Annotated in this window: 14 protein-coding genes and 1 pseudogene; 10 read left to right on the forward strand and 5 right to left on the reverse strand. The window is 73.4% G+C overall.

The features are described from left to right. The first annotated feature begins 473 nt into the window (after positions 1-473). Positions 474-1,115, forward strand: a complete 642-nt coding sequence (locus RFN52_RS31235) for a Tat pathway signal sequence domain protein (protein ID WP_184851179.1) — start codon at positions 474-476, stop codon at positions 1,113-1,115. A 17-nt stretch (positions 1,116-1,132) separates the two neighbouring features. Here the strand turns inward: RFN52_RS31235 and RFN52_RS31240 are convergent, their stop codons facing one another. Continuing rightward, positions 1,133-2,062 (reverse strand): lytic polysaccharide monooxygenase auxiliary activity family 9 protein, encoded by a 930-nt coding sequence (locus tag RFN52_RS31240; RefSeq protein WP_184851181.1) that lies wholly within the window; start codon positions 2,060-2,062, stop codon positions 1,133-1,135. Positions 2,063-2,432: 370 nt separating this feature from the next. On the opposite strand from RFN52_RS31240, the gene RFN52_RS31245 reads away from it, so the two are divergent. The 7 genes from RFN52_RS31245 (at position 2,433) to RFN52_RS31275 (ending at position 11,981) form a co-directional block, all read left to right on the forward strand. After that, a complete protein-coding gene (locus tag RFN52_RS31245; RefSeq protein ID WP_184851183.1) occupies positions 2,433-4,232 on the forward strand; it encodes a S8 family peptidase in 1,800 nt (599 codons plus the stop codon). A 292-nt stretch (positions 4,233-4,524) separates the two neighbouring features. Beyond that, positions 4,525-5,172 (forward strand): ScbR family autoregulator-binding transcription factor, encoded by a 648-nt coding sequence (locus RFN52_RS31250; RefSeq protein WP_184851185.1) that lies wholly within the window; start codon positions 4,525-4,527, stop codon positions 5,170-5,172. A gap of 122 nt (positions 5,173-5,294) precedes the next feature. After that, the gene (locus RFN52_RS31255; RefSeq protein WP_184851187.1) at positions 5,295-6,479 is read left to right on the forward strand and encodes a damage-control phosphatase ARMT1 family protein; all 1,185 of its coding nucleotides are present in this window, start codon (positions 5,295-5,297) and stop codon (positions 6,477-6,479) included. A 68-nt stretch (positions 6,480-6,547) separates the two neighbouring features. Beyond that, the gene (gene cyc2 / locus RFN52_RS31260; protein WP_184851189.1) at positions 6,548-8,713 is read left to right on the forward strand and encodes a germacradienol/geosmin synthase Cyc2; all 2,166 of its coding nucleotides are present in this window, start codon (positions 6,548-6,550) and stop codon (positions 8,711-8,713) included. Positions 8,714-9,037: 324 nt separating this feature from the next. After that, complete coding sequence (locus tag RFN52_RS31265; RefSeq protein ID WP_184851191.1) at positions 9,038-9,598, forward strand: PDZ domain-containing protein; 561 nt, start codon at positions 9,038-9,040, stop codon at positions 9,596-9,598. 207 nt (positions 9,599-9,805) lie between these two features. Beyond that, positions 9,806-10,933, forward strand: a complete 1,128-nt coding sequence (locus RFN52_RS31270) for an aminopeptidase P family protein (RefSeq protein ID WP_184851193.1) — start codon at positions 9,806-9,808, stop codon at positions 10,931-10,933. Between the two features lie 46 nt (positions 10,934-10,979). Continuing rightward, positions 10,980-11,981: an aminoglycoside phosphotransferase family protein gene (locus RFN52_RS31275; RefSeq protein WP_184854091.1), complete on the forward strand. Its 1,002-nt coding sequence runs from the start codon at positions 10,980-10,982 to the stop codon at positions 11,979-11,981. A 377-nt stretch (positions 11,982-12,358) separates the two neighbouring features. Here RFN52_RS31275 and treZ read toward each other — a convergent pair whose 3' ends face one another. Beyond that, positions 12,359-14,104: a malto-oligosyltrehalose trehalohydrolase gene (treZ, locus tag RFN52_RS31280; protein ID WP_184851195.1), complete on the reverse strand. Its 1,746-nt coding sequence runs from the start codon at positions 14,102-14,104 to the stop codon at positions 12,359-12,361. A 173-nt stretch (positions 14,105-14,277) separates the two neighbouring features. Here treZ and RFN52_RS31285 point away from each other — a divergent pair, with 173 nt between their 5' ends. Together RFN52_RS31285 and RFN52_RS31290 are read left to right on the forward strand one after the other, a co-directional pair. Next, on the forward strand, positions 14,278-14,829 hold the full coding sequence (locus tag RFN52_RS31285) for an FHA domain-containing protein (protein WP_184851197.1): 552 nt from the start codon (positions 14,278-14,280) through the stop codon (positions 14,827-14,829). A gap of 274 nt (positions 14,830-15,103) precedes the next feature. Further along, positions 15,104-16,435 (forward strand): M14 family zinc carboxypeptidase, encoded by a 1,332-nt coding sequence (locus tag RFN52_RS31290; protein ID WP_184854092.1) that lies wholly within the window; start codon positions 15,104-15,106, stop codon positions 16,433-16,435. 67 nt (positions 16,436-16,502) lie between these two features. Here RFN52_RS31290 and RFN52_RS31295 read toward each other — a convergent pair whose 3' ends face one another. The 3 genes and pseudogenes from RFN52_RS31295 to treY form a co-directional block, all read right to left on the reverse strand. After that, positions 16,503-17,753 (reverse strand): M14 family zinc carboxypeptidase, encoded by a 1,251-nt coding sequence (locus RFN52_RS31295; RefSeq protein WP_184851198.1) that lies wholly within the window; start codon positions 17,751-17,753, stop codon positions 16,503-16,505. 110 nt (positions 17,754-17,863) lie between these two features. After that, positions 17,864-18,098: pseudogene (locus RFN52_RS31300) on the reverse strand (dihydrolipoyl dehydrogenase); the annotation flags it as partial. A gap of 99 nt (positions 18,099-18,197) precedes the next feature. Further along, positions 18,198-20,567 carry a malto-oligosyltrehalose synthase gene (treY, locus tag RFN52_RS31305; protein WP_184851200.1) on the reverse strand — a complete coding sequence of 790 codons (2,370 nt, stop codon included), beginning with the start codon at positions 20,565-20,567 and terminating at the stop codon, positions 18,198-18,200. Positions 20,568-20,582 lie beyond the last annotated feature (15 nt).

Below are 20,582 nucleotides of genomic sequence, written 5' to 3' on the forward strand. Positions count from 1 at the left end.
GTCAAGAGAAGTGTGAACAAAGAGTGGTGATTGTGCGTCATGGGTGAGCCGCCGGTTTCCCGAAAGGCTCACGACGTGCACAACTCCCCTGCAATGTCTTGACGTTGACGGAGAGGCAGGTCTACAACTCTCCTCGTCCCACCGGATCCGTGGCGCCGGATCCGCCGCGCGGCACGTCCGCGTGTCCCGGACCCGCTCGTCCCCGTCAGGGCATCTCGTCGCCCGGTTCGTCCGCACGGGCTTTCCCTCGCCCGAGTCCCCCCCGCCACGGCACGGCCGCTTCCTTCGGAGCCGTGCCACCAGCCACCCCCCGCCCGGCCCGGCCGGAGGTCCCTTCCCGTGTGAACCTCCGGCCGGTGACCGGCCTGCCGTTGCAGGCCCGTCACGTACGGAGAAGGCGTGACGGGCCTGCAACGGCGGACGCCCGGCGCACCCCCACCCCTCACCCCCGCTATCGAAAGAGGTACACCCGCATGCGTACGCGCACCCTCCTCACCCTCACCGCCGCCGTCGCCGCCCTGGGCCTCGCCGCCCCCGCCTCCGCGGCCGACACCCCCGTCCTGACCACCGCCGACGGAGCGGCCGTCGCGGTCGGCGACGTCCTCGACGCCTCCCTGGCGAGCGGCACCGCCGCCACCTTCTACTCCAGCGCGACCGGCACCAGCGGCATCTCCTGCACCAAGTCGGCGTTCTCCGCCGCCGTCACCGACAACCCCGCCGCCCCCGGCACCGCCACCGAGTCCCTGACCTCGCACAGCTTCGACACCAGCGGCTGTACCACCAACGTCGTCGGGGTGCTCGGCGTCAGCGGCATCACCGTCGACAACCTGCCCTACACCACCAGCGTGTCCTCCGGCGGCACCGTCTCCGTGACCCCGGCCGCGGGCTCCGCCGTCCAGTCCACGGTCAAGCTGCGCACCCTGCTCGGCACCATCACCTGCGTCTACCAGGCCCCCGGCCTGACCGGCACGGCGAGCAACGCCGACAACAGCATCTCCTTCGCCAACCAGCAGTTCACCAAGGTGTCCGGCTCGTCGCTGTGCTTCAGCAACGCCTTCTTCACCGCCAAGTACGCCCCGGTGACCAAGGGGGGCGTCGCCGTCGTCGTCAACTAGGCCCGGTCAGCGGTAGTTCAGCGTCGCCGCAGCCGTACGGCCAGGGCGGCGCCGCCGGTGAGCAGCAGCACCGCCGCGGCGCCGCCCGCCAGCACGGGCGCGGACGGGCCGGAGGCCGGGCCCGACGTGGTGGCCAGCGGCGTGTGGTCGCCCTGGGGCTGCGGGCCGGGGGAGTCCGCGGCGGGGCTCGCCACCGGCTCCTCCTTCTCCGGCTCCCTCTTCTGCCCGGCCTCCTCCTTTTCCGGCCGCTTCTTCTCCGGCTCCTGCGCCTTCCGTTCCGTGCTCGCCTCCTCCTTCCGAGGCTCCTTCTCCGGGAACACCACGTCCGAGCACGAGTAGTAGGTGTCCGGAGTGCTGCTGTTCTGCCAGACCGTGTACAGCACATGCCGCCCGGTCCGGTCGGACGGCAGGGCCGCCTCGAAGCGGTACGCGCCGTCCGTCAGAGCCGGGTCCGTCACCTCGGCGAACGGCTTCTCCGGCAGGTCGGACCAGGACAGCGGCCCGTCCGGGTCGTAACCGGGCTTCGTCAGATACATCCGGAACGTGCCGGTGTGCGGGATCGTCGAGACGTACCGCATCGTCAGCTTCGCGCCGGGCGTCATCCGGGTCGACGGCCAGTCGGCGCGGGCGAGGTCGAGACCCCGGTAGGCGGGCAGGCCCCCGCTGCACAGCTTCCCGTCCGGGATCACCGCGCGGTCCCGGCCGTTCACGTTCGCCACCCGCAGGTTGTCCCACGCCGTGAAGGGCGCGCCGTTCGCGGCGACGGCCGCACGGCACGCCGCCGTGCCTGCCCGGTCACCACCCTCCGGGGAACAGGCCACCACCCGGCTCACCGGGTCCGTCGGCGCCCCGTGCGCGTGGGCGGGTCCCGCCGTCCCGAGCGGCAGCAGCAGCGGGGTCATCAGAGCAGCGGCGAGTGCGATGCGGTGTGCGGTCGTACGAGGCATCCGTCTGCTTCTCCTCGGCCCGGGCGGCGACGTTCGGTAGTGCAGTACGGGAAAACGGCCCGACGCGTTCATCGCGCCACGACCTGCTCCAAAAGGGGCCATTGGACGCCCAACTGACCGCCGTCCGACCGCCATAGAGGGTGCGCGGGCAAGTGGATCGAGGGTTTCCCCCGTATCCCGCTGACCTTTCCTTTGCCTATCGTTCGACCACAGCTGACCCGCAGGTAACCCCGAACGGTCCGCTCCCCACACGCCTGGCCGGCCATCGCGTCGCTCTTCGCTTTTCGAACGACCCCCCTCCGCTTCGAGGACGAAGCGACTCCACCGCCGCTCCGCCCAGCCCGGAGTCCGGCCACGAAAGGCAACGACCGTGCGTATCTCCCCAGAGCTCAGACGGAAGCTGATATCCGTCGCCGTCGTCTCCACCGCCCTGCTGACCGCCGCCCCCGCCTCGGTCGCCGTCGCCCAGGAGCCGGCTCCCCGCCCGGCAGCCGTTCCCGCCGCGCAGACCGAGGCCGCCCCCGGGGTCCAGGCCGAGCGCCTCATCGTCGGCTACAAGTCCGGTGCGAGCGAGGCCAAGTCCAACAAGGCGGCGGCCGCCGACGCCGCGACCAAGGCCGACAAGACCGGCGAGGACGTCGACTTCCAGCGCCGCCTCGGCACCGGGGCCGCCCTCGTCGAGCTGGGCTCCGACCCCACCCGGGCGTCCGTCTCCGACGTCGTCGCCGCGTACCAGGCCGACCCGCAGGTCGCCTACGTCGTCCCGGACCGCCTGAACAAGCCGACGGCCGTCACCCCGAACGACACCGAGTACAGCAAGCAGTGGGACCTGTTCGAGTCCACCGCGGGCATGAACGTCCCCGCCGCCTGGGACACCACCACCGGCAGCGGCGTGACCGTCGCCGTCATCGACACCGGCTACGTCGCCCACTCGGACCTGGCCGCGAACATCGTCGGCGGCTACGACTTCATCTCCGACACCGCCGTCTCCGTCGACGGCAACGGCCGTGACAGCAACCCGGCCGACCCGGGCGACTGGTACAACGACAACGAGTGCGGCCAGGGCATCCCGGCTTCCACCTCCTCCTGGCACGGCACCCACGTGGCCGGCACCATCGCCGCCGCCACCAACAACGGCAAGGGTGTCGCCGGTATCGCCTACGGCGCGAAGATCTCCCCGGTCCGCGTGCTGGGCAAGTGCGGCGGCTACGACTCCGACATCATCGACGCCATCACCTGGGCGTCCGGCGGCACCGTCTCCGGCGTGCCCGCCAACACCAACGTCGCCAAGGTCATCAACATGAGCCTCGGCGGGGGCGGCGCCTGCTCCAGCGCTACGCAGAGCGCCATCAACGGCGCCGTGAACCGCGGCACCTCGGTCGTCGTCGCGGCCGGCAACGAGAACACCAACGCCTCGTCCTCGTCCCCGGCGAACTGCAGCAACGTCATCACCGTCGCCGCGACCAACCGCGCCGGCAGCCGTGCCTCGTACTCCAACTACGGCACGGTCGTGGACATCTCCGCCCCCGGCGGTGAGACCCGCACCTCGACCGCCAACGGCATCCTCTCCACGCTGAACTCCGGCACGAAGACGCCGTCGAGCGAGAACTACGCCTCCTACCAGGGCACCAGCATGGCCACCCCGCACGTCGCGGGCCTCGCCGCCCTGATGAAGTCGGCCAACTCCGCCCTCACCCCGGCGCAGATCGAGTCGGCCATCAAGGCCAACGCCCGTGCCCTGCCGGGCACCTGCTCCGGCGGCTGCGGCGCGGGCCTCGCGGACGCCGCCAAGACGGTCCAGGCCGTCAAGGGCGGTACGTCCACCGGCACGACGTTCTCCAGCACCACCGCCGTCGCCATCCCGGACAACGGCGCCGCGATCGAGTCGCCGATCAGCGTCACGGGCCGCAGCGGCAACGCTCCCTCGGCCCTCCAGGTCGGCGTGGACATCACCCACACCTACCGCGGTGACCTCGTCATCGACCTGATCGCGCCGGACGGTTCGGCGTACCGCCTGAAGGCCGCCGCGTCGGACTCCGCGGACAACGTGAACACCACCTACACGGTGAACGCCTCCAGTGAAGTGGCCAACGGCACCTGGAAGCTGCGCGTCCAGGACACCGCCGCCCAGGACACGGGCACCCTCAACGGCTGGAAGCTGACCTTCTGATCCTCCCTCTGATCCTCCTTCGGGAACGCTGAACGAGGCAGGCCGCGAGCGGGCGGGCCGGCCGGTGCGGATGGGGCACCGGCCGGCCCGCCTTTACGTCTGGCCACGGATCCCCCACAGTTAGATACCGAACGCGCTGTTTTCTTTCACCAGTTGCGCTTGTTTTGCCGGATGTGCACCCGCACTCCGGCACACTGGTGTGATGGAAGCCGTCTCAGGGTGAGTTATCGTGTACGCGGGGTAAAAACAAACGGCATGACCCGTTCATTTCCGTCCCGGGAGAGTTCAGCCGATGGCGAGGCAGTTGCGAGCCGAGCAGACCCGCTCGACGATCATCACGGCCGCCGCTGACCTGTTCGACCGTCGCGGCTACGAATCGACCAGTCTCAGCGACATCGTGGAGCACGCCCACGTCACCAAGGGCGCCCTGTACTTCCACTTCGCGGCGAAGGAGGATCTCGCCCACGCGATCCTCGAACTCCAGTCGCACACCGCCCGCCGGCTCGCGACGGAGACGGACAACCGCGGCCGCACCTCCCTGGAGGCGCTGATGCGCCTCACGTTCGGCATCACCCGCATGTCCGTCGAGGACCCGGTGCTGCGGGCCGGGCTGCGCCTCGCCACGGGAGGGATCCGGCCCAGGCCGCCCCTGAGCCACCCCTTCACCGAATGGCTGGACATCGTCACGGCCCGGCTCGTCGGTGCGGTCAAGGAGTCCGACGTCCATCCGGACATCGATATCGACGTCGTGGCCCACTCGTTGGTCTGCTTCTTCGTCGGCACCCGCGTCGTGGGCCGCTCCCGCGAGCCGGTCGCGCGCCAGCCCCGCCGCACGGCCGAGATGTGGAACATACTCATCCGCGGCCTGGTCCCGGTGACCCGCAGGGCCCGCTATCTGAGCCTGGCGGCCCGTCTGGAGCGGGAGATCGCGCCGGTGTGACCGGGGTCGCTCCGGTCTGGAGCGGGAGATCGCGCCGGTGGGGCCAGGGGCGTGCCCGGCAGTCCGGCCCGTGCGGCGGGCACGCGCGTCACCGCGGCGTACCCGCGCGTTACCGTGAGCCCATGCCCGACACCCCCTCCGCACCCCTGCTCCTCGGCAACCAGCCGGGCTCCTTCCCCCACAGCGTGCTGGCCGAGCGGCACCCCGCCATCATCCGGCAGGTCCGCGATGCCTTCCCGTACGAACCCGGACAGCACCGCGCGCTCGACGAACTGCTCGCCAACTGCACCGAGGGTGTGATCGAGCCCCTCCCCGCCGACGCGCACGACCGGGACCTCTGGGAGACCTGGGGGCTCGGCGAGTACACCGGCCGCTCCTGGTTCGACGTGCCGTGGCTCTGGTCCGAGAGCTGGTTCTACCGCCGACTGCTCCAGGCCGTCGGCTATTTCGGCCCCGGCCCCTGGCAGGGCGTCGACCCCTTCCGCCCCTTCAAACTCGCCGAACTCGACTCCGCCGAGACCGACGAGGAACTCGCCGCACTCGACGACCTCGCCGGCCGCCCCGCCGCCGAACAGGCCCAGGCCCTGCTGCACGGCTCCCTGTGGGGCAACCGCGCCGACCTCGGCTTCCGCCTCTCGGCCGAGGGCGCGCGGGCCGCGGACGCCGCGCCCGGGCTGGTCGCCGACGACAGCGACCGGCTCTGGTCGCTGCTGGACAGGGCCGACGGGGCCACGCTGTACCTGGTCGCCGACAACGCGGGCCGCGAACTCGTCCCCGATCTCCTCCTCATCGCCCATCTCCTGCGCAGCGGCCGCATCGGACAGGCGGTCCTGCACGTCAAGCCGTACCCCTACTACGTCTCCGACGCCACCACCGCCGACGTCGTCGACGCCCTGCGCCGGCTGACCGGGGCCGGGGGAGCGGCCGCCGCGTACGGACGGCACCTGTGGTCCGCCCTGGGCGACGGGCGGCTCACCCTGCGCGCCCACCCCTTCTCCAGCGCCCCGCTGCCGTACGCGGAGATGCCCGGCGACCTGCGCGCCGACTTCGCCGCGGCCACCCTCACGATCGTCAAGGGCGACCTCAACTACCGCCGTCTGGTGGGCGACCGGCTCTGGGACCCGACCACGCCGTTCGCCGACGTGGCCACCTGCTTCCCCGGCCCGGTCGCCGCCCTGCGCACCCTGAAGTCCGACGTGATCACCGGCCTCGACGCACAGACGGAGGCCGCCCTGGTCGCGGCGGAGGACCAGCGCTGGCGCACCAGCGGCACGCACGCGCTGATCCAGCTACGGGACGCCCCCTGATTCACGCGATGGTGTGATCATGTACGGCTCGGCGGATGCCGTCGAGGGGCGCCGGGTAGGGCCCGGCCATGACGCAGCCGTTCGAACTCCCGGACTTCTACCTGCCGCATCCCGCGCGGCTGAACCCGCACGTCGACGAGGCCAGGGCGCATTCGACGGAGTGGGCGCGCGAGATGGGCATGCTGGAGGGGTCCGGCGTCTGGGAGCAGGCCGACCTCGACGCGCACGACTACGGCCTGCTCTGCTCCTACACCCACCCCGACTGCGACGGCCCCGCCCTCTCCCTCATCACCGACTGGTACGTGTGGGTCTTCTTCTTCGACGACCACTTCCTGGAGATGTACAAACGCAGCCAGGACCGCACCGCCGGCAAGGCCCACCTGGACCGGCTGCCGCTGTTCATGCCGCTGGACCTGTTCGCTCCCGTGCCGGAACCGCAGAACCCGGTCGAGGCGGGCCTGGCCGACCTGTGGGCCCGCACGGTGCCGAAGATGTCCGAGGACTGGCGCCGCCGCTTCGCCGTGGCCACCGAGCACCTCCTCAACGAGTCGATGTGGGAGCTGTCCAACATCAACGAGGGGCGGATCGCCAACCCCGTCGAGTACATCGAGATGCGCCGCAAGGTCGGCGGCGCCCCCTGGTCGGCGGGGCTCGTCGAGTACGCGACCGCCGAAGTACCCGCCGCCGTAGCCGGGTCCAGGCCGCTGAGGGTGCTGATGGAGACGTTCTCCGACGCCGTGCACCTGCGCAACGACCTGTTCTCCTACCAGCGAGAGGTCGAGGACGAGGGTGAGAACAGCAACGGCGTGCTCGTCCTGGAGACCTTCTTCGGCTGCACCACCCAGGAGGCCGCCGACACCGTCAACGACGTCCTCACCTCCCGCCTCCACCAGTTCGAGCACACGGCGTTCACCGAAGTGCCCGCCGTGGCCCTGGAGAAGGGCCTCCGGCCGGACGAACTCGCGGCGGTGGCGGCGTACACGAAGGGGCTGCAGGACTGGCAGTCCGGTGGCCACGAGTGGCATCTGCGCTCCAGCCGCTACATGAACGAGAACGCGGTGCGCGGCGACGGCCCGTGGCCGGGCTGCTCCGGCATCGGCACCTCCGCCGCCGACGTCCGCGCCCTGCTCGCGACCGCCGGTGCCGAGCGTCTGCGCTCGTACACGCACGTGCCGTACCAGAAGGTCGGACCGGCGCGGATCCCCGACATCCGCATGCCGTTCCCGCTGGAGCTCAGCCCGCACCTGGACCACGCCCGCCAGAGCCTGCGCCGGTGGGTGGAGCGCATGGGCATCCTCGCCGAGGGCGTGTGGGACGAGGACAAGCTCCGCGCCTACGACCTCGCGCTCTGCTCGGCCGGCCTCGACCCGGACGCCACACGCGAGGCCCTCGATCTCAGCGCGCAATGGCTCGCCTGGGGCACCTACGGCGACGACTACTACCCGCTGGTCCACGGCCACCGCCACGACCTCGCCGCCGCCCGGCTGACCACGGCCCGCCTGTCCGACTGCATGCCGCTCGACGGCGCACAGCCCCCGCCCCCCGCCAACGCCATGGAGCGCGGCCTGTCCGACCTGTGGGCGCGCACCACCGCGGACATGACGCCCGGCGCGCGGCGCACCTTCAAGGCAGCGGTCGACGCCATGACCGAGAGCTGGGTGTGGGAGCTGTCCAACCATCTCCAGAACCGTGTGCCCGACCCGGTCGACTACCTGGAGATGCGCCGGGCGACCTTCGGCTCCGAGCTGACCCTGAGCCTGTGCCGGATGGGACACGGCCCGGCCGTCCCGCCCGAGGTCTACCGCAGCGGCCCGGTCCGCTCTCTGGAGAACGCCGCGATGGACTTCGCGTGCCTCCTCAACGACGTCTTCTCGTACCAGAAGGAGATCGAGTACGAGGGCGAGATCCACAACGCGATCCTCGTCGTGCAGTCCTTCTTCGGCTGCGACTACCCGACCGGGCTCGGCATCGTGCACGACCTGATGAGCCGGCGCATGCGCCAGTTCGAGCACGTCGTCGAGCACGAACTGCCCGTCCTGTACGACGACTTCCGGCTCTCGGACGAGGCGCGCGCGGCGATGGGGACGTACGTGGCCGACCTGCGGAACTGGCTGTCCGGCATCCTCCACTGGCACCGCGAGGTGGACCGCTACAAGGACGCGTGGCTGTCCCGCCGCGCCCACCGCTTCCTCCCGGACCGGCCCCCGGCCGTGCCCGTCCCCGCTCTGCGCTGAGCGGCCCGCCTGCTCCACGGCTCGCACCGCACCCGACGACCGGTGCGGTACGAGCCGTGCCTGCGTCCGGGTCGCGTCTGGGCCGCACCGGTCCCGGTCAGTCGTCCGGGTCGCGTCTGGATTGCCCCGGGTCCCGGTCCAGCCGTCCCGGCCGCCTCCGGACAGCCCCGGCCCCGGTCAGCCGTCCGGGTCGCCTTCGCACGCCCTTGCCCCGGTCAGTCTCACTCGTTCGTGGCTCGTCGGCCGCCGATGTGCCGGGTAGAGCACCTGCCGTGATCGTTCCGGGATCCGCCGGATGCGATCGGCACCATCCGGAGGCGAGCCATGGAACAGACCGCGCTGCGACCCAAGCCGATGCCGGGGCAGGAGCCCGCAGGGGCCGCGCCGGCGACGGGACCCGGCCCGTCACGGCCCCGCCCGCACGCCGCCAGACGACGGGGGAGACGGCTCCTCAACGTGCTGCTCGCCGGATGCACCGGCGCGGTCCTGGTGCTGTCCGGGATCGGCCTCGGGGCGATGGGTGCCACGGTGCTCGGCACGGGCGGGCGCTTCGACCCGCAGGGGTGGCACTCGGTCTCTCTCCCCGAGCCCTCACCCGCCGCCGTTCCCTCCGCGCCCGCCGCCGCGACCCTCGGCGTGCAGGTCATGGACGCCCGCAAGCCGGGGGCCGTGGTCGTGGGGCTGCACGTCCCCGGGCCGGCCCAGGCCGCCGGTCTGGTGCGCGGCGACGTCCTCCTCGCCTTCGGCACGACACGGATCGACACGGCCGCCGATCTGGTCCGGGCCGTCGCCCGCACCCGCCCGGGCTCCGAGGTCAGGCTGACGGTCCGCCACCGCAGCGGCGGCTACGAGCAGCTGACCCTCGTGCCGGCCGTCGCCGCCTGAAGAACGCCCGGACGGCACGAGCCGGGACCCCGGCGCCCCAGTACCGATCACTCATCGAAAACCGGCACCGGGCATCAGCGCGGGCGCTTGAGCAGCCCTCCGCCGTGAGACGGGTTGCCCGGGTGAATGCCGTCAGACGGCTCGCGCCGCCCCCTCCGGCCGGGCAGGATGCTGCCCGTAGCCCCTTCGTCCGTCCTGGGAGGCCCGATGACCGGAAGCACGGCCGCCACCTTCACCGCCGACGACTACCGGGCCCGCATGGGGCGCGCCGCGCGGGCGGCCGCCGAGGCCGGTCTCGCCGGTCTGCTGGTGGCCCCGGGCCCGGACCTGGTGTGGCTCACCGGTTACACGCCCCCGGCGGTCACCGAGCGGCTCACCCTGCTGGTCCTCGCCGCCGGGCAGGACCCCGTCCTCGTCGTCCCCGCCCTGGAGGCCCCGGACGCGCACCGGGCGGCCGGCGCGTCCGCCCTGACCCTGCGCGACTGGACCGACGGCAAGGACCCCTATGCCGCCACCGCCGCCCTCCTCGACGCCTCCGGCCGGTTCGGCATCAGCGACAACGCCTGGGCCCTGCACCTGCTGGCCCTCCAGCAGGCCCTGCCCGGCAGCTCCTACGCCTCGCTCACCGAGGCTCTGCCGATGCTGCGCGCCGTCAAGGACGCGGCCGAGCTGGACCTCATGGCGGCCGCGGGTGCCGCCGCCGACGCGACGTTCGAGGAGATCCGGAACGTCCCCTTCGCCGGGCGCCGGGAGTCCGAGGTGGCCGCGGACCTCGACCGGCTGCTCCGCGGCCACGGGCACGAGCACGTCGACTTCACCATCGTCGCCTCCGGCCCGAACGGCGCCGACCCGCACCACGAGGCGGGCGAGCGCGTGATCGCCCGCGGCGACATGATCGTCCTCGACTTCGGCGGCCTGCGGGACGGCTACGGATCCGACACCTCCCGCACGGTCCACGTCGGGGAGCCCACCGACGAGGAACGCCGCGTCCACGACGTCGTGCGCGAAGCCCAGGAGGCCGGCTTCCGCGCGGTGCGCCCCGGGGCCCCCTGCCAGGACGTGGACCGGGCCGCCCGCCGGGTCATCGCCGACGCCGGCTACGGCGAGTACTTCATCCACCGCACCGGCCACGGCATCGGCGTCACCACTCACGAGCCGCCCTACATGATCGAGGGCGAGGAACGACCCCTCGTGCCCGGCATGTGCTTCTCCGTGGAACCCGGCATCTACCTGCCCGGCCGGTTCGGAGTCCGCATCGAGGACATCGTGACCGTCACCGAGGACGGCGGGCGGCGCCTGAACACCACCACGCGTGAGCTGGTCATAGTGGAGTGAGGCCCCGATGTCCCCAGCACGCCTCCCGAACGGCAACGGCGCGACCATGACCCAGGCACCCACACCCACCGCGGACACGGTCCGCCGGCTGGTCCTGTCCCTCCTCAAGGACGCCAAGGAGGGCAAGGACGCCAAGGACACCAAGGGCACCGAAGCCGGCCGGGGCGGCCAGGATGCCCGGCAGGGCGGGAGCGGCGGCCCCGGCCCCGACGTCCGGCCCGCCACCGAGGGAGCCGACCCCGTCACCTGGTGGGTCGGCTCCCGCCACGTACTGCGCCTCGCCCCCGACCGTGAGGCCACCCTGCGCCAGCGGCGCGAACTGCGGCTGCGCGACCTCGTCCGTCCGCACCTCCCCACGGCGGTGCCCGTGAGCGTCGCACAGGGCGAGTGGGCCCCCGGCCTGGGCTACACGCTGGACACCAAGGTGCCCGGCGGCTCGGGGGAGGAGCACGACGTGTCCGCCGTCGGCGAGGCCGACCTCGCCGGTCTCCTGACGGGCCTGCGCGAGGTGCCGGTCCGGCAGGCCGAGACGCTCGGTCTGCCGCGCGCCGCGCCCCGCTCCCTGGAGGCGCTGCGACGCTCCGCCGTGCGCGCCGCCGAACGCCTCGCCGCGGCCGACGAGTTCGACGCCGCACGCCTGAACCAGCTCACCCCGCCCGCCGCGTCCCAGCTCGCCGCCCAGCCCGGCTCGGCCGTCCTCACCCACCACGCCCTCACGGGCAGCCATCTCGTGGTCAGCGCCGACGGCCGGGTGCGCGGCGTCCTCGGCTGGGCCGGCGCGGTCGTCGGTGACCCGGCCGAGGACATCGCGGGCCTCGCGCTCTCCGTCGGATCGCCCGCCGCCGTACGCGCCGCCACCCTCGCCGGCTACGGCGCCCGCCCCTGCCTGCGCGGCCTGTGGCTCGCCCGCTGCGACACCGTCGTCCGCCTCGCCGAGGACCTCACCGGCAAGAACGCCACCCTCCTGCGGACCCGGCTGCGCCGCGCCTGGGAGCCGATCCTGCTGGAACGGGTGACGGACCTCGGAGACACCGACGACGCCCTGTAGCGGGCTGCACCTGGGCGGTCACGCCGCGGCTGCGGGCGTCGGGGCGGCGCCGTGCCGTACGGCTGTCCTCCGCCGCCCATGCAGCGCACCGTCGCGGCCGTGTCCCTGCTGACCGCCGCCGCCCTCACGTGCCTGACCGGCCGCTCCGCGACGCTCAGGGACAGCTGGTGCGTCATGGCGGCCGACGGCGTGCGGACGCTGCCGGTAGGGCGGCACACCCCGGCCGGTCCGCACCACCGTCGTAACCACCGTCGTACGCCACGGGGACGTCATCGCCGTCTGCTACCGCGATGGGCGGCGCCCGCATCGCGCGTCCGGTGCTCCTCACGCCCGTCCTCCGGGCGCAGGACGCGAAAGCGGGCTGCCCTCCCCGGCTCTCAGTCCTGGGCCAGTACCACGGCCGACTCCCCGGGCAGCCGCACCGCACCGTCCGCCCCGGGCGTCTCCACCGGCTCCCACGCCGCCAGCACGCGTGCGTGGGGCACGCCGAGCGGCAGGACGGCCGGCTCGGAGGCGAGGTTCACCGCGACGAGGACGTCCCCGCGCCGGAAGGCGATCCAGCGGAGTTCCTCGTCGTAGGCCACCCTGGTGTCGGCCAGGTCGGGATCGGTCAGGTCCGGCTGCCCGTGACGCAGGGCGAGGAGCTGCCGGTACCAGGCCAGCACGCGCGCGTGGGGCTCGCGCTCCGGCTCGGACCAGTCGAGGCAGGAACGGTCCCGGGTCGCCGGATCCTGCGGGTCGGGCACGTCCTCCTCCTTCCAGCCGTGCGCGGCGAACTCCCGCCGCCTGCCCCGCCGTACGGCGTCGGCCAGTTCCGGGTCGGTGTGGTCGGTGAAGAACTGCCAGGGCGTGCCCGCCGCCCACTCCTCGCCCATGAACAGCATCGGCGTGAAGGGCGCCGTCAGGATCAGCGTGGCCGCGCAGGCCGCCAGCCCCGGGGAGACGAGGGCCGAAAGCCGGTCCCCCTGGGCCCGGTTGCCGACCTGGTCGTGGGTCTGGCCGTAGCCGAGCAGCCGGTGCCCGGCCACCCGGGTCCGGTCCAGCGGACGCCCGTGGTGCCGCTCACGGAAGCTGGAGTACGACCCGTCGTGGAACCAGCCGCCGGTCAAAGTCTTGGCGAGCCCGCCGAGCGAAGCACGCGCGAAGTCGGCGTAGTAGCCCTGCGACTCGCCGGTCAGCGTGGTGTGCAGGGCGTGGTGGAAGTCGTCGTTCCACTGCGCGTGCAGTCCGAGGCCGCCCTCGGTGCGGGAGGTGATGAGGCGCGGGTCGTTCAGGTCCGACTCGGCGACCAGGAACAGCGGCCGGCCCGTCTCCGCGGCCAGGGCGTCCACGGCCGTCGACAGTTCCTCCAGGAAGTGCAGCGCGCGGGTGTCCACCAGTGCGTGCACCGCGTCCAGGCGCAGCCCGTCGATCCGGTAGTCGCGCAGCCACGCCAGCGCGCTGCCGATCAGGTACGCGCGCACCTCGTCCGAGCCGGGCGCGTCCAGATTGACCGCGGCGCCCCAGGGAGTGTGGTGGGTGTCCGTGAGGTACGGGCCGAAGACGGGCAGGTAGTTGCCGGACGGGCCGAAGTGGTTGTGCACCACGTCGAGCACCACGCCCAGGCCGAGTTCATGAGCCCGGTCGACGAAGCGTTTCAGCGCCTCGGGCCCGCCGTACGGCTCGTGCACCGCCCACAGCGAGACCCCCTCGTAACCCCAGCCGTGCGTGCCGGGGAAGGGGCACAGCGGCATCAGCTGCACGTGCGTGACGCCCAGTTCGGCGAGGTGGCCGAGCCGCCCGGCGGCCGCGTCCAGGGTGCCCTCGGGCGTGTAGGTGCCCACATGCAGCTCATACAGCACCGCGCCGGGCAGCGGCCGTCCCCGCCAGGCCGCGCGCCACGCGTAGCGCTCGTGGTCGACGACCGCGCTCAGCCCGTCCGGGCCGTCCGGTTGCCGCCGCGAGCGCGGATCGGGCAGCACGGGCCCGTCGTCCAGCGCGAAGCCGTACCGGGACCCCTCGCGCGCCTCGGCCTCGCCCCGCCACCATCCCGCCCGTTCCGGATCGCGCTCCAACGCGTGCGTGACGTCGTCGCACCGGAGCGTCACTCGGCCGGCCTGTGGTGCCCACACCTCGAACTGCACGGACGGTTCCCCTTCGTCTGCTCACCGTGATGTAGCCCGTCCATGGTGCGTCAAAAGAGATCAATCCGCTGGTGCATCCACCCATTTGCGGCGGGTCTACCCGGGTACGCGCGCGGGGCGGCCGATTTCCCGTTTTCTGGACAGCCCGGCCGCACTGCCCGACAATCACCAGCGTGACGTCGTCCTTCGAGTTCAACACGTTCCCCGCGCGGCTCTCCGACGCGGAGCGGGACCGGGTGCTGAAGGTGCTGCGGGACGGCGTCGCCGTGGGCCGCCTCTCTCATGACACGTTCGTCCGCCGCATGGAGCTGGCGCTCGCCGCCCGCCGACCGGACGAACTCGCCGCGCTCACCGCCGACCTGCGCACGGAGAGCCGCTTCTCGCGCCTGGTGTTCGGCACCGTCGAGGCCGTCTCCGGATTCTCCGTACGGCTGCGCCGGGCCTGGCAGGCCGAGCGGCTGCCCAAGCTGCAACTGCCCCACCCGTCGCACGGCCATCCGCTGCGCATAGGCCGCGATCCCGCCAGCGGACTGCGCCTCAACCACGAGACCGTCTCCCGCGTGCACGCCGAACTCCGTCACCAGGGCGGCATGTGGGTCCTGCGCGACCTCGGCTCCACCAACGGCACGACGGTGAACGGACGGCGCGTCGTCGGCGCGGCCGTCGTCCGCGAGGGCGACCAGGTGGGCTTCGGCCGGATGACGTTCCGGCTGTCGGCCGGCTGAAGGCGCGGCTGTCGGCCGACCGAAGGTGCGGCTGCTGTCCCGCTGAAGGTGCGGCTGCTGTCAGGCTGATGGGCGGCTGCCGGCTGATGGTCCGGCTGACCGGAAACGGCGCCACGCCTCAGCTCTGGCCTGGGCCTTACCGAAAGTCCGTCCCGCCGCGGTGGCTGAAATCCCTGTGCCGTTCACGGTGTTGACGTACCCCCGAAGTCGTGACTCACTGTGCGTACGCCATCTACATCTGGTGAACCGACGGCACCCATAGGGGAGGTGTGCCCTGCCGCCCCTCCTGCGCTACCCGACCGTCGACGAACTGAGCGCCCGGGCCGCCGCCCTCGTCGCCCGCCACCCCCGTGACGCCCGGCTGCGCCGGGTGGGCACCTCCCGCGCCGGCACCCCCATGTGGCTGCTCTCCGTCGGCCACGGCAGCCGTCAGGCCCTGGTCGTCGCCGGCCCGCACGCCAACGAACCCGTGGGCGGTGCCACCGTGCTGCGCCTGGCCGAGCGCGCCCTGGCCGACCCGCGGCTCACCGAGGGCGCCGACGCCACCTGGAACCTGCTGCTGTGCCTCGACCCGGACGGGTCGCGCCGCAACGAGGGCTGGCTGCCCGGCCCGTACACGCTCGGCCGGTACATCCGGAACTTCTTCCGGCCCGGCTTCCTGGAGCAGCCCGAGTGGCTGCCCGACGGCGCGGCCGGCGCTGCCCTGCCGGAGACCCGCGCCCTGCTGGGCCTCCAGGACGAACTGCGCCCCTTCCTCCAGTGCTCGCTGCACGGCGTCGACATCGGCGGCGGCTTCGTCGAGCTCACCCACGACCTGCCGGGCTTCGACCGGCGCCTCGCCCACATCGCCGCCCGGCTCGGCATCCCCCGCGAACTCGGCGCCTACGACGCCCTGTACTGGCCCGGCCTCGGGCCCGCCGTCTACCGGATCCCGCCGCCGCGCCGGGCCGGTCTGGCCGCGGCCATCACGGAGGCCGCCGTCGAGTCCACGTGGTTCCACCCGTACCGGCACGGCACCGTCACCGCGGTGGTCGAGGCGCCCATGTGGGGCGTGACGGCCGTGGCGGACGACTCCCCGCCCGTGGACCGGGACGCCGTGCTCCGGGCCGTCAGCCGCACCCTGCGCCACGACACGGACCTCCTGCGGCACCTGCTGACCCGGATCCGGCCGTACCTCGCCACCGTCCCCGACGCGGCCCGCCTGCTCGCCCCCGTCGACGACTACCTTCTGGTGTGCCCCGGCCTCGCCGACGCATGGGACCCCGACACCGGCGACAGCCCGGCCCACCCCCTGCCGCCCCTGAGCACCGCCCACCTGGTCGCCCTGCGCATCTCCGGGCGCCGGCTGGCGCTGCGCACGGCGGGGCTGCTGCACCAGCTGGTACGGGCCGCAGGCCGCGATCCGGCCGGGGCGCTGCCGGAGCTGGACCGGCTGATCGACCAGTGGTGCGCCGACTACCGCGACGGCTGCGGGGCGCGCTGGATCCCGGTGGCCCGCCAGGCCGAGTACCAGGCCCGCGTGGTGCTCGCCGCGTTCGACCTGGCCGGGCGCCGCGCGCGAGCCCGCTCCGGTTCGGGCGAGCCGGTGCCGATGCAGCGGGACTGAGACTCACCACGCCCCACGCCCCACGCCCGCGTACAGCGCCGCCGCGACGACCGTGTGGGACGGAGACTCACCACACCCGCTCGCGTGCGTGCAGCGCCGCCGCGACGACCGTGCGGGACTGGTGCTCCACCTGGTGCTCCAAGGGCACCCAGCGGGCGCGGAAGCGCTCCGCGAAGGCGTCGCTCCAGGTCGAGACGAGCTCCTCCAGCTGCTTCGCCGCCGCCTCGTCCGTCCCGCGCAGCACCCGCAGCAGCATGGCCGCCGCCCGCAGCGGCACGCGGCGCGCGAACGCGTCCACGCTGCCGACGTACGCCCGGGTGAGATCGGCGGGCGGGGTGTGGACCAGGTCGGAGGCCAGACCCGGCACCAGCTCCAGCCCCCACCGGGCGGCCCGCAGCAACGGCCCGTCCAGCTCCGCAAGCCGGGGCAGCGCACCGTCGAGCACCCGCGTCACCTCCAGCGCGTCGCGCTGGAGACGGCGCGCCAGCCGCCCGATCGCCGCCGCCGGAGCCGGATGCGGAGCCGGGTCGTCCACCAGGTCGCTCGCCCACATCGGCACCTCGACCACCGCCGTCAGCCCGCCGTACCGATGGGCGTGGTACCAGGTGCTGCGGCGCGCGTCGTCCGGCAGGCTCGGGTACGCCGGCCCGACCCCCGGCGCGGGCATGACGTGCACGCCCGGCCCGGACGCGGGCCAGCCCGCGGCGTCCGACGCGCCGGTCTCCACCGGGATGTGCAGCTCCGCCGCGGACTTCGCGAACGGCTCGGCGAGTCCCGGCACGTCCTTCGTCAGCTGCACCCAGCTGCCGCCCAGGTCAGTGCCGTGCAGGGTGACCTGGAGGTAGGGGCGCAGCTCGTCGATGACGCCCGTCAGGGCCCGGGTCTCGGGCGGCAGCCGGTCCGGCGGCAGCACCGACGGCGCCCACTCGGGCTGCTCCGGGCCCGCGGGCCGGAAGAAGCCGAGGTGGTAGTCGTACAGACTGCGCGGCGCCGGCGTCACGTGCAGGCTCGCCCCGTCGGGGTCCGCGCAGAGCAGGAAGTGCCAGGAGATGCCGTCGCGCAGTTCCCGCTGCTCCAGGACCCGCCGGGCGAGCGCCAGCAGGGTGCAGGAACCGGTCGGTTCGTTGGCGTGGGCACCGGCCACCACCAGTACGGCGCGGTGGGCGCGGCCCACGGACAGCAGGTGCAGGGGCCTGCCCGCACGCGAGGCACCCACCTGCCGCAGGGTGCACACGCCGGGACGCTGAGCGGTCAACGCCCGGGCAGCAGAGACCTGTTCGGTCACCGTCGGGTAGCGCAGCTCCGGCAGGACACTCACCCCCGTCACATCCGCCCGAGTTCGCCATCGCAGTACCCCACGGCCATGGTGCGGTGTCAAGGGCACGGTAGGGGAGGCTCCAGGGGGCGCCCGGAAGCACCGGCGGCCGCCTATTGCTGGTGCAGTCCCCGCCCCGCCAGGGTGAGGAACGCCTCGCCGACCGCCTCGGACGTGGTGAGCCCCTCGGCGGTCACGTCCAGGCCGTCGGTGACCGGGGCCCGTCCGACCACCACCAGCAGCCGCTCGGCCTCCAGCGTCAGCGTCTCGCCCCGGGCGGTGCGCACGCCTGCCCGCACCCCGTCGGCGGAGGACCTCGGCGTCCAGCAGCCGCACACCGGCCCGGACGCGGTTCGTCGACCTGCTGCGGACGGCATGGCCGCGCCCGCGGGCCCCTCTGCCCGCCTACGGGGACTGCCCCGGGTCCGGCTCCGCGGCCGCCTGAGATCAGTCGTCCACCCTCTCCAGCAACGCCACCGGCACCCGCGCGAACAGGTCCTCCACGCGCGCGTGCTCCGTGAACTCCCGCCCCGGGTCCAGCGCGTCCGCCCAGCGGCCCGGGGGCAGGGGCAGGCGCGTGTCCCGCCAGCCGCCGGCCATCGCGAGCCGCAGGGACAGGCGGGTCACCGCCGTCAGGGCCGTGCCGGAGCGGACGAAGGCCAGGCAGTGGGCCGCCGCCGGTCCCTCGGCCGGCAACGGCATGTACGTCGCCGTGTCGCCGAAGACGTCGGGCCGCCGGGCCCGCAGCCCCAGCGCCGCCCGGGTCACCGCGGCCTTCTCCCCGGACGTGCCGCCGGAGTCCGCAGGCGGGAAGTCAACCGCCCGCCGGTTGTCCGGGTCGACCAGCGCCCGGTACTCGGCCTCCGTGCCCTGGTAGACGTCAGGGACGCCCGGCATCGTCAGCTGCACCAGGGCGGTGCCCAGCACGTTGGCCCGGATGTACGGCGCCAGCGACTCCCGGAACGCTGCGATCCGCTCGCCCGGCGCCCCGCACGGCCCGGCCGCCACGAACCGCTGCACCGCCTCCTCGTACGGCGGCTCCTGCTCGGTCCAGCTCGTGTACAGGCCCGCCTCACGCACGTGCTTCAGCAGCGCCCCCTGCACCCGTTCCCGCACCCCGGAGGCCGGGCCCAGGCCGAACACCGTCTGCCAGGCCGCCCACGCCAGTTGCGCGTCCGGCACACCCTCCCCGGTGCGGGTCACCTCCGCCAGGACGTCCGCCCAGCGCTCCGGGCACTCGGTGAGCACCTGCAGCGCCGCCCGGACGTCCGCGCTGCGCTTGGTGTCGTGCGTGGTGGCCACGGTCCCGGTGGCGGGCCAGTCGCGCTGCACGCGCGCGCAGTACGCGTGGAACTCCTCCGGCGACAGTGCGGGAGCGCCCGGGTTGCCGCCCACCTCGGTCGCCGACAGCAGCGGCACGTACCGGTAGAACGCCGTGTCCTCCACCGACTTGGCCCGCAGGGCCGACGAGGTCTGCGCGAACCGCGTCCGGAACTCCAGCTGGGCGGGTCCGTCGCCGTACCGCCCCAGCACCAGGTCCCGTACGACGTCCACCGCGCCGGCCTCCTCGGGCACGGTGAAGGCCTGCCGGGCCTCGGCCGCGGCCTCCTCCGTGACCACGGACGCGGCGTCCGCGGACTCGTACGGCCGGTAGACCTCCAGGCGGACCAGGAGCTCCTGGAGCGCGGTGCGCAGCGCCCAGGGCGCGCGGTCGCGCAGCGCCGGCTCCGGTGAGGTCGCGCACAGCCGGGCCGCCACCCGCGTCAGGCGTTCGGTCTCGGTCGCCAGCTCGTGCGTGAGGACCTTGTACGCCGCCCGCCGCACCGTCGCGTCCCACTGCCCGCCCCGGTCCGTCTGCGGGGCCGCGAAACGCCGGTAGCGGCCCAGCAGGTCCCCGAACCCGGCCGGGTCCGTGAAGACCCCGTCCACCTGCCGCAGGGCGTCGTAGCCGGTGGTCCCCGCGACCGGCCAGGACGCCGGCAGGTGCTCACCGTCGGCCAGGATCTTCTCCACGACCGTCCAGCGGCCCCCGGTCGCCTCGTGCAGCCGCCGGAGGTAGCCGTCGGGGTCGGCGAGCCCGTCGGGGTGGTCGATGCGCAGTCCGTCGATCACGCCCTCGTGCAGCAGTTCGAGGATCTTGTCGTGGGTGGCCTCGAACACCTCCGGGTCCTCCACCCGCACCCCGATGAGCTCCGAGATGCTGAAGAACCGCCGGTAGTTGAGCTCGGTCCGGGCCAGCCGCCACCACACCGGGCGGTACCACTGGGCGTCCAGCAGATGCGGCAGCGGCAGGTCCTCGGTGCCCTCGCGCAGGGGGAGGACGTGGTCGTAGTAGCGCAGCACGTCGCCGTCGACGCGCAGCTCGTCGAGCACCTCGCCCAGCGGTCCGCCGAGGACCGGCAGCAGCACCTGGCCGTCCTGCGCCTCCCAGTCGATGTCGAACCACCGCGCGTAGGGCGACTTCGGGCCCTCGCGCAGCACCTCCCACAGGGCGCGGTTGTGACGCGGGGCCATGGCCATGTGGTTCGGGACGATGTCCACCACCAGCCCGAGCCCGTGCTCGCGCGCGGTGCCCGCCAGCGCCCGCAGCCCCTCCTCGCCGCCCAGCTCCTCGCGCACGCGCGCGTGGTCGACGACGTCGTAGCCGTGCGTCGAGCCCGGCACGGCCTCCAGGACGGGGGACAGGTGCAGGTGCGAGACGCCGAGCGAGGCCAGGTACGGCACGACGGCCGCGGCTGCCGCGAACGGGAACTCGGGCTGGAGCTGCAGCCGGTAGGTGGCCGTGGGCACCACCGGGTCAAGTCGCTCAGGTGTCATGGAACGTACGTACCC

The organism is Streptomyces collinus (assembly GCF_031348265.1).
GTDB lineage: Bacteria > Actinomycetota > Actinomycetes > Streptomycetales > Streptomycetaceae > Streptomyces > Streptomyces collinus.